General features: G+C 38.5%; 8 protein-coding genes. 2 read left to right on the top strand and 6 right to left on the bottom strand.

Annotation, left to right across the window (positions count from 1 at the left end; genetic code table 11):
- The first annotated feature begins 495 nt into the window (after positions 1-495).
- A complete protein-coding gene (locus ACJ004_RS29240; RefSeq protein ID WP_410896593.1) occupies positions 496-633 on the top strand; it encodes a hypothetical protein in 138 nt (45 codons plus the stop codon).
- A 54-nt stretch (positions 634-687) separates the two neighbouring features.
- Here the strand turns inward: ACJ004_RS29240 and ACJ004_RS29235 are convergent, their stop codons facing one another.
- From ACJ004_RS29235 to ACJ004_RS29210, 6 genes are all read right to left on the bottom strand, one after another.
- Positions 688-1,458: a class I SAM-dependent methyltransferase gene (locus tag ACJ004_RS29235; protein WP_410896592.1), complete on the bottom strand. Its 771-nt coding sequence runs from the start codon at positions 1,456-1,458 to the stop codon at positions 688-690.
- A gap of 96 nt (positions 1,459-1,554) precedes the next feature.
- On the bottom strand, positions 1,555-2,313 hold the full coding sequence (locus ACJ004_RS29230; protein WP_410896591.1) for an exodeoxyribonuclease III: 759 nt from the start codon (positions 2,311-2,313) through the stop codon (positions 1,555-1,557).
- Between the two features lie 111 nt (positions 2,314-2,424).
- Positions 2,425-3,225, bottom strand: coding sequence for a divergent polysaccharide deacetylase family protein (locus ACJ004_RS29225; RefSeq protein ID WP_410896590.1), 801 nt, complete (start codon positions 3,223-3,225; stop codon positions 2,425-2,427).
- Positions 3,226-3,319: 94 nt separating this feature from the next.
- Positions 3,320-3,760, bottom strand: coding sequence for a peptidylprolyl isomerase (locus tag ACJ004_RS29220; RefSeq protein ID WP_410896589.1), 441 nt, complete (start codon positions 3,758-3,760; stop codon positions 3,320-3,322).
- A gap of 234 nt (positions 3,761-3,994) precedes the next feature.
- Complete coding sequence (locus tag ACJ004_RS29215) at positions 3,995-4,447, bottom strand: CBO0543 family protein (protein WP_410896588.1); 453 nt, start codon at positions 4,445-4,447, stop codon at positions 3,995-3,997.
- Entirely contained in the window at positions 4,374-5,495 is a 1,122-nt protein-coding gene (locus tag ACJ004_RS29210) for a DUF2515 domain-containing protein (protein ID WP_410896596.1), read from the bottom strand. Before ACJ004_RS29210 ends, ACJ004_RS29215 begins: the two co-directional genes overlap by 74 nt.
- Positions 5,496-5,585: 90 nt before the next feature.
- On the opposite strand from ACJ004_RS29210, the gene shc reads away from it, so the two are divergent.
- Positions 5,586-7,451 carry a squalene--hopene cyclase gene (gene shc, locus ACJ004_RS29205; protein ID WP_410896587.1) on the top strand — a complete coding sequence of 622 codons (1,866 nt, stop codon included), beginning with the start codon at positions 5,586-5,588 and terminating at the stop codon, positions 7,449-7,451.
- Positions 7,452-7,465: the final 14 nt, after the last annotated feature.

Raw genomic sequence — 7,465 nt, 5'->3', positions numbered from 1 at the left:
TTGTTACGTTGGCTTAGTTTCGTAAATGAAACTAAAATTTATTGTTTGTTTGCACGATCTTGTTTGTTTAGTTTTCAAAGAACAAGTCTAGTATTCTTATTCACCAACCAAGTGATTAGCGACATTTATTATTCTACCATAATACTTTTTCAACGTCAACTTCATTTGAAATAATTTTTGTAAATCTCTTTACCTAAGTTATTTCGTAGCAGCGACAATGAATATAATACTATCCTTCCAATCATTCGTCAACCATTTCTTTTCTATTTTTAAGAAATTGATTTACACAATATTAAACTCCCATTTCACAATAAGAAAGTAATCACTTCATTCTTCCCTTCTGCCTAAAAGAAAGATGAACCAAGGATTGCTGGACTTGCAATTATCTTAAATAATTACATACCTATAGAAAAGATAAGTTAATTGGGTTTAGATTCCTTTTTAAAGGAAAAAATACATTTATATTTGTGTAAGCAAAAAGGAGCTGACGCTAAAATGAGTATGGACTTCCAGAAAAAAGAGGATGAAAGAGGATTAGTTACTCCTGTGGAACAAGAGCAATTAAATCAAACAGTTTTGGATGAGAAATTGCCTGAATTTGATGTAATCGGAACAGCACTAAACGATGTTTAATCGCAAAAACCCTTTGCAAAAAGAGATATTCTGCTCTTTATGCAAAGGGTTTTTTCACCTTTTAATCGCTTTTAAAATGATTGCTTCACCTTGGAATGAGATGACTTGATCCTTAACAATGGAGACCTTAAATTTCTCTTGTACGTTTTGAGATGCTGTTCGGATGTATCCGGAAAGTTTACCTTTTTCACTTTCTGGTAAATTCATTCGATTACACCATGATTCAAATTGAAATGTTTTTTCAAAACGATGCATTTCATAAATTTCAAACCCATTCATTTCAAGCATACGAATCCATTCGCTCTTCTTCCAAGCACGAAAATGACTGTAATCCCGCCATTTTTCAATAGAATTATAAAATAGGTCATAGTCATCTTCTTCCGGGACGACATTATCATCAAGTAAAAACTGACCCGAAAGCTTGAGAACGCGCTGCACTTCTTCCACGAAGTTATTCACATGAGGGAAATGGTGGGGGGCAATCCGACAGGTGACAATATCAAATTGTCCATCTGAAAAAGGTAGATTTTCTGCATCCCCTGTTTTAAACACGACATTTTGATGACCATTTCCCTGAATGAATTTTTCTGCTGCTTTCAACATTTCAGGTGTTATATCCATTGCAGTCACTTTCTTCACAAAGGGAGCAAAGGCATTAGCGGTATGTCCGCCCCCTGTTGCAACATCGAGAAGTTCTTCATTACCAGTGATAGCTGCCATTTGCACAAGTTTTTGTAAGTCTACACCATCTTTGTGAATCGCACTGTTTACATATGATTCTGCACTTTTTCCAAACTGTTGTTTTACATCATTTTTAATATCCATGTCATCTCCCCCTTCGTTAACTTCTATATAATTCACTATAGAGCAGCTACTTCATAAAGAAAATGACAGGAATTTTATGATATTCAATAAGAAAAACTAATCGTTTTTGATTTCGAGTAAGATAGGACAATGGTCACTTCCCATTACATTGCAATGGATATCCACATTCTTGAGGCGCTCGCGTAATTTTTCCGATACGATAAAATAGTCAATTCGCCAGCCGATATTCCTTTCCCGGACTTTAGCCATGTAAGACCACCACGTATAAGCTCCTTCTTGATCCGGATGAAAATGACGGTAGCTGTCAATAAAACCCTCAGCAAGTAAAGAAGTCATTTTTCCTCTTTCTTCTTCCGTAAACCCGGAATTGCCAAGGTTGGATTTGGGATTCCGCAAGTCAATTTCTTGATGGGCGACATTCAAATCCCCACAAAGTACGACGGGTTTTAATTGATCTAACTCTTTCAAATGTTGAAGGATCCGATCCTCCCAGTCCAAACGAAAGTTAATTCTAGCTAAATCTCTTTGTGAATTAGGAGTATAGACATTAACCAAGAAAAAATCGTTAAACTCTATAGTAAGTATTCGTCCTTCATCTTCAGACTCATCCGCCCCTACCCCATACCGAACAGAAAGTGGTTTGATTTTGGAAAATACCGCAGTGCCGGAATATCCTTTTTTAATGGCATAATTCCAGAATTGATGATATCCATCCAACTCCAGATTAATTTGACCTTCTTGCAGTTTTGTTTCCTGCACACAAAAAATATCTGCATCTACTTCCTGAAAATAATCCAGAAATCCTTTTTTAACGCACGCCCTCAGGCCGTTGACATTCCATGATATTAGTTTCATTTTTTAAGATTCCTACTCCCTTGCTGACTAATTAATATTTTTTTGATAGGAGACATTTTATCAGTTAAGAAGGAAATGGGAAAGTAATATGAACAAGATAAAAGGCAGTGGTTAACTGCCTTTTTTAAATGGTATAAAGTACTTTTCTGCTGATTTGCCTGAAAACAGGTTGGAAACAGGGACTATTTTAATATGTCGTCTTTTGAATTCGTCCATCGATTGAACGACCCCAATCGAACATACCTTCCCTGTTATTCCGACGTGCCCAATAGCAATTCCCATCCCTTTGATTTCAGCCACCTTCGCTAGTCTAATCATTTGTTTTCGAACATGTGAAGAAGAAGAGATGTCGTCTAGAAATACATCTCTTTTGAGGATGGGTACACCTAGCTCTTCGGCTATTTCCGGAAATTTCGTCTTTGGACTCGTGGCACTATCGATAATAAATAATCTTTTTTCTTTCGCCACCTCAACGATTGCGCGGACGATTTCTTCATTTTCAACAGCAAGGGAGCCCATGTGGTTATTAATGCCGACTGCATACGGAACATCCTTGATTGCATCCTCAACAATTTGTTTAACTTCTGCAGCTGAAAGGTCATTCGTAATTGGCCTAGGCCCTAGCCATGATCTTTTTCCTCTTTTCGGTTCCATTGATAGATGTATCATCACTTCGATGCCGTATTTATGTGCCCACTTTGCATGTTCTGTTGAGTTTTCTGTAAATGGCATGACAGCTGCGGTAATTGGTATATCACCTTCGAGGAAATCACGCACACCACCCGCCCCACCGCCGAAATCATCAATGATAATTGCAGCCTTTAGTTCTTTACTTTCAATTTTTTTGGCTGAGGTTGGTTGTTGAAACGTAAATACCATTAATGGGATAAGCATAAAAGCAAATTTTTTCATAAATGACCCCCAAATTAATTTTTGAGGTTAATTTGCCCTATCGAATCATAAATTAGACAAAAAAAAGAGAGCTTCTAGAGCCCTCTTCTGTTACCTATTCTTCATCAAATACTTTAACTTCGACCATTTTATCGCCGTTACGCATAGCTTTAGCTGTTTCAAGTCCTGATGTCACTTGACCAAAAACTGTATGAACACCATTTAAATGTGGTTGTGACTCATGAACGATAAAGAACTGGCTACCACCTGTGTTTCTACCTGCATGTGCCATGGATAGGGAACCGGGAACATGCTTGTGAGGATTTCCTTCTGTTTCACAATTGATTGTGTAGCCTGGACCACCCATTCCAGTTCCAGTTGGATCGCCGCCTTGACTTACGAAACCAGGAATAACACGATGGAATACTACTCCATTGTAAAAACCTTCATTTGCTAACTTTTCAAAATTTTCTACTGTCCCAGGCGCTTCATTTGGGAATAAATCAAATTTAATTGTCTCGCCGTTTTCCATTTTTATGTATCCTTTTTTAGCCATTAGAAAACACTCCTTTATGTAAAAATCATTATTATCATACACTTTCCAATCAAGAAAAGAAAGTTTCGCACCCTAAATTGGTTATATTTCTACCAGGCTTGTGGTAATATAATAGTACCCCTTCCGAACATTCGCTTGTTGCGGGACACTTAACCACTGTACGGACGGAAGGGGCAAGGTGTAACTAAGGGTTACATCGCAAAAGCCGAGATGAAAGTCTCGGCTTTTTGTTTGTTAACCTTTTCGTTTCGCCATCCAGCAGTAGTAAGAATAAATAAACGTTAAAAAAAGCAAGTACCCAAAAAACGAATAGATATGTTCCCAGTTCTCAGCGTGTTCAAACCAGCCCATCACTTCCGATAACCTTTCAAAAATGGGCATCAAAAGACTGATAAAAACAATTAAGCCTACCTTCCCCCATTTATTCACATGATCCATGACCCGAAGAAAAACAAAAACCAACACTGGCAGCACCACTAGTAAAAATGCAATATTAATGGAAAATATAGTTGGCATTGGCCTCATTGGAAAGCGATAGAGGTGTTTCCCTACGAAATATAGATCTAAATACGTAGCGACCAGACTAGCTAAAAACACTGCAGCAAGGGATGGGTTAGTCCAAAATCGAAATCGCTTTTTTGGCGATGGCTGCGAGCTCGAGTCGTTCAAGTGTTTTACAGTATTCATTTTTTATCTCCCCGTCCATTTTTTCATGATTCTCAATTAAATAATCCACAACACGATCATTTTTAAACCAGTCCCCTTTTTCAGCTTCCATTTGACTGACATTCTTCCATGCGTTTTCAAGGGCTGGACTATAAATTTTCCTTGCCCGTGGTCTGAGCTGACAAGCTTTTAAGCGGGTTTGATAAGCAAAGCCAGGATTTCCTTCGTTTACGTTATTAAAAATATGCGGCCAGTAATCCTTCCTTGATCCAGTATGTGGATGAGCCATAGCCCATTCCAACACCTGTTTTAAACGCTCCTTATTTTTAAAAAGGACCGAATATAATCTTTTTCCTAGTAAAATTCGTTCATGTAATGACTCAAATTGATGCAGAGTTTGCCCGGCAAGGTTTCTTTTTTCATAGGGAAAGAGAATATGGTTAAAGGAAAGCAGATCCTGGAGGATAAATTCAAATTTATTTAACACTCCTTTTTGATACAGTGGATTTTGAACCACTCGTTGCTCCAAATAGCTTTGTTCATTAATAACAAGCGCGATGGCAAGGATATAGGATTCTTGTTTGAGCCAAAATTGATTCCATATCGTTTCCATGAAGGTTGAAATATTTAGGCAAGAACATAAATGAAACAACGGTTTATTTTGCCTTAAACTTTCCTTGTACAGCAAAAATTGCGGATATACATCTTGGAAAATCAGCCAATTCCCTCGCTCTAAAAAGGCAAAAAACGTTTCTCTTTCTTTTTTCGAGAGCAAACGGGTGAGGAATTCTCCTTTTAAGTCAGTCATGTTCCAGCCGCCATTACGAGAGACCATGTGTCCAAGAAAGGCCCAATGGATTTCAGGATGTTGAAGGTAAAATTCCAAATAGGCCTTGGTTCTTGTCACATTATTTAAGTTATGCTCCTCCGTTTTTACTCTAATTTGTTCTAGAAGCACCCCTTCTGCTTTCGTTAGTTTTTGCGGCAAAACGGGTTGTTTGCTCTTTTTCTTTAATTCTTCTCTAATCAATTCAAGTGGGGGTTTCTCGCGATTTCTCGTAAAAAATATGGCACATGACCTCCTTTACGAATTCTCCTTCCACCAATGGAATATGTATGAATGAGAATAATTTACTGGGAGAGGAATGAGTACTTACTTATGATCAATACTAGTAAGGGCATCAATTGGCTTATCGATAGGCTTCGAACGGACCAGTCTCCCGACGGATCTTGGAACTATCCCTTTGAAACAGGACTGTCAACAGATGCCTATATGATCATTTTATTGCGGACATTGAAATTAAATGATGAAGAATTAATTCAAGGCTTGGTTGCGAGAATCTTAAGCAAACAGGAGAGAAATGGGGCTTGGAAACTCTATTATGATGAAGGAGATGGTAACCTCAGCGCTACTGTTGAAGCCTATTACGCTTTGTTGTATTCGGGGTACGCAAAGAAGGATGACAAACGTTTGCGAGCAGCGAAAAGATTTATTTTATCAAAAGGAGGTTTAGAAGAAGTAAGTATCTTTACAAAAGTAATGCTTTCTTTAACCGGCCAATATGGATGGCCAGATTTTTCACCTCTTCCAATTGAATTTATCCTCTTGCCACACTATTTTCCGATTAATTTTTATTCCTTTTCGGTCTTTGGCCGAGCCAATCTAACGCCAATTATTCTTCTGGCCGACAAAAAGTTTTTCATCAAGACTGAGAAAAGCCCAAACCTTTCCGATCTGTTTATACATCGGAATCAGAAAAATCCTTGGTTTCGTTCCTTAGAATATCGCTCCTTGTTTTCATTTATCGAGGATGGGGTCAAAAGATTAATGGGTATACCTGAACAGTTGCATAAGCTAGCGGTCGAGCGTGCGAAGAATTATATGCTGGAGCACCTTGAGCCTGACGGCACTTTTTACAGTTATTACAGCTGTACATTTTTGATGATTTTTGCCTTACTTTCGCAAGGATATAAGAAAACAGATCCAGTGATTACAAAGGCCGTGAATGGCTTGCTAGCGATGAAATGTGAAATCAATGGTCATCCGCATATGCAATACACAACAGCAAATGTCTGGAATACTTCGTTAATTGGTTATGCATTGCAGTCCGCTGGGGTTGCTACAGACGATCCAATGCTAACGAAGGCTAATCAATACCTATTAAATCGGCAGCATTATAAATTTGGAGATTGGGTTATTCATAATTCAAAGACTATGCCTGGCGGCTGGGGATTTTCCGATGTTAATACGATGAATCCAGATGTCGATGATACCACTGCATCACTTCGGTCTATTTCAAGAATTATTCCACTTGAAAGACATGCCTGGGACCGCGGACTAAATTGGCTATTGACGATGCAAAATGACGACGGCGGCTGGGCGGCATTTGAAAAAAACACCGACACAAAGTTATTCGAATTCCTCCCACTTGAAAAAGGAGAATTTTTACTGACCGACCCGTCATGTGCAGACATTACTGGGCGGACCTTAGAATTTTTGGGGAATTACACGAATTTATCAAGAGACCATAAAGCAATTAATAAAGGGGTTAACTGGCTGTTGAAAAAGCAATTGAAGGATGGTTCTTGGTATGGAAGATGGGGGATTTGTTATCTTTATGGAACGTGGGGAGCTATTACAGGTTTAATGGCTGTCGGGATCCCTTCTGAGCATTCAGCCATTCAAAAGGCCAAGAAATGGTTACAAGGGATTCAAAATGAGGATGGCGGATGGGGAGAGTCCTGCCATAGTGACAGTGAAAAAGCGTATGTTCCATTGCAAGCAAGCACCTTAACACATACAGCCTGGGCACTTGATGCCTTGATTTCCAGTTCAGATGAACCGACCTCGTCTATTCAAAAGGGAATCACTTATTTATTAACATCCCTTGAAAAAGAAGACTGGACTTCCGCTTATCCCAAGGGGCAAGGGATGGCAGGTGGTTTTTATATTCACTATCACAGCTATCGCTATATTTTTCCTCTTATTGCTTTATCCCATTATAAGAAAAAATTCGAATCCTAACAAAAAAACATCGT

Origin of the sequence: Neobacillus sp. 204, from assembly GCF_046562815.1 — a bacterium.
GTDB lineage: Bacteria > Bacillota > Bacilli > Bacillales > Cytobacillaceae > Neobacillus.
Note: the sequence above shows the minus strand (reverse complement) of the source record. Positions and strands in the feature narration are given on the sequence as shown.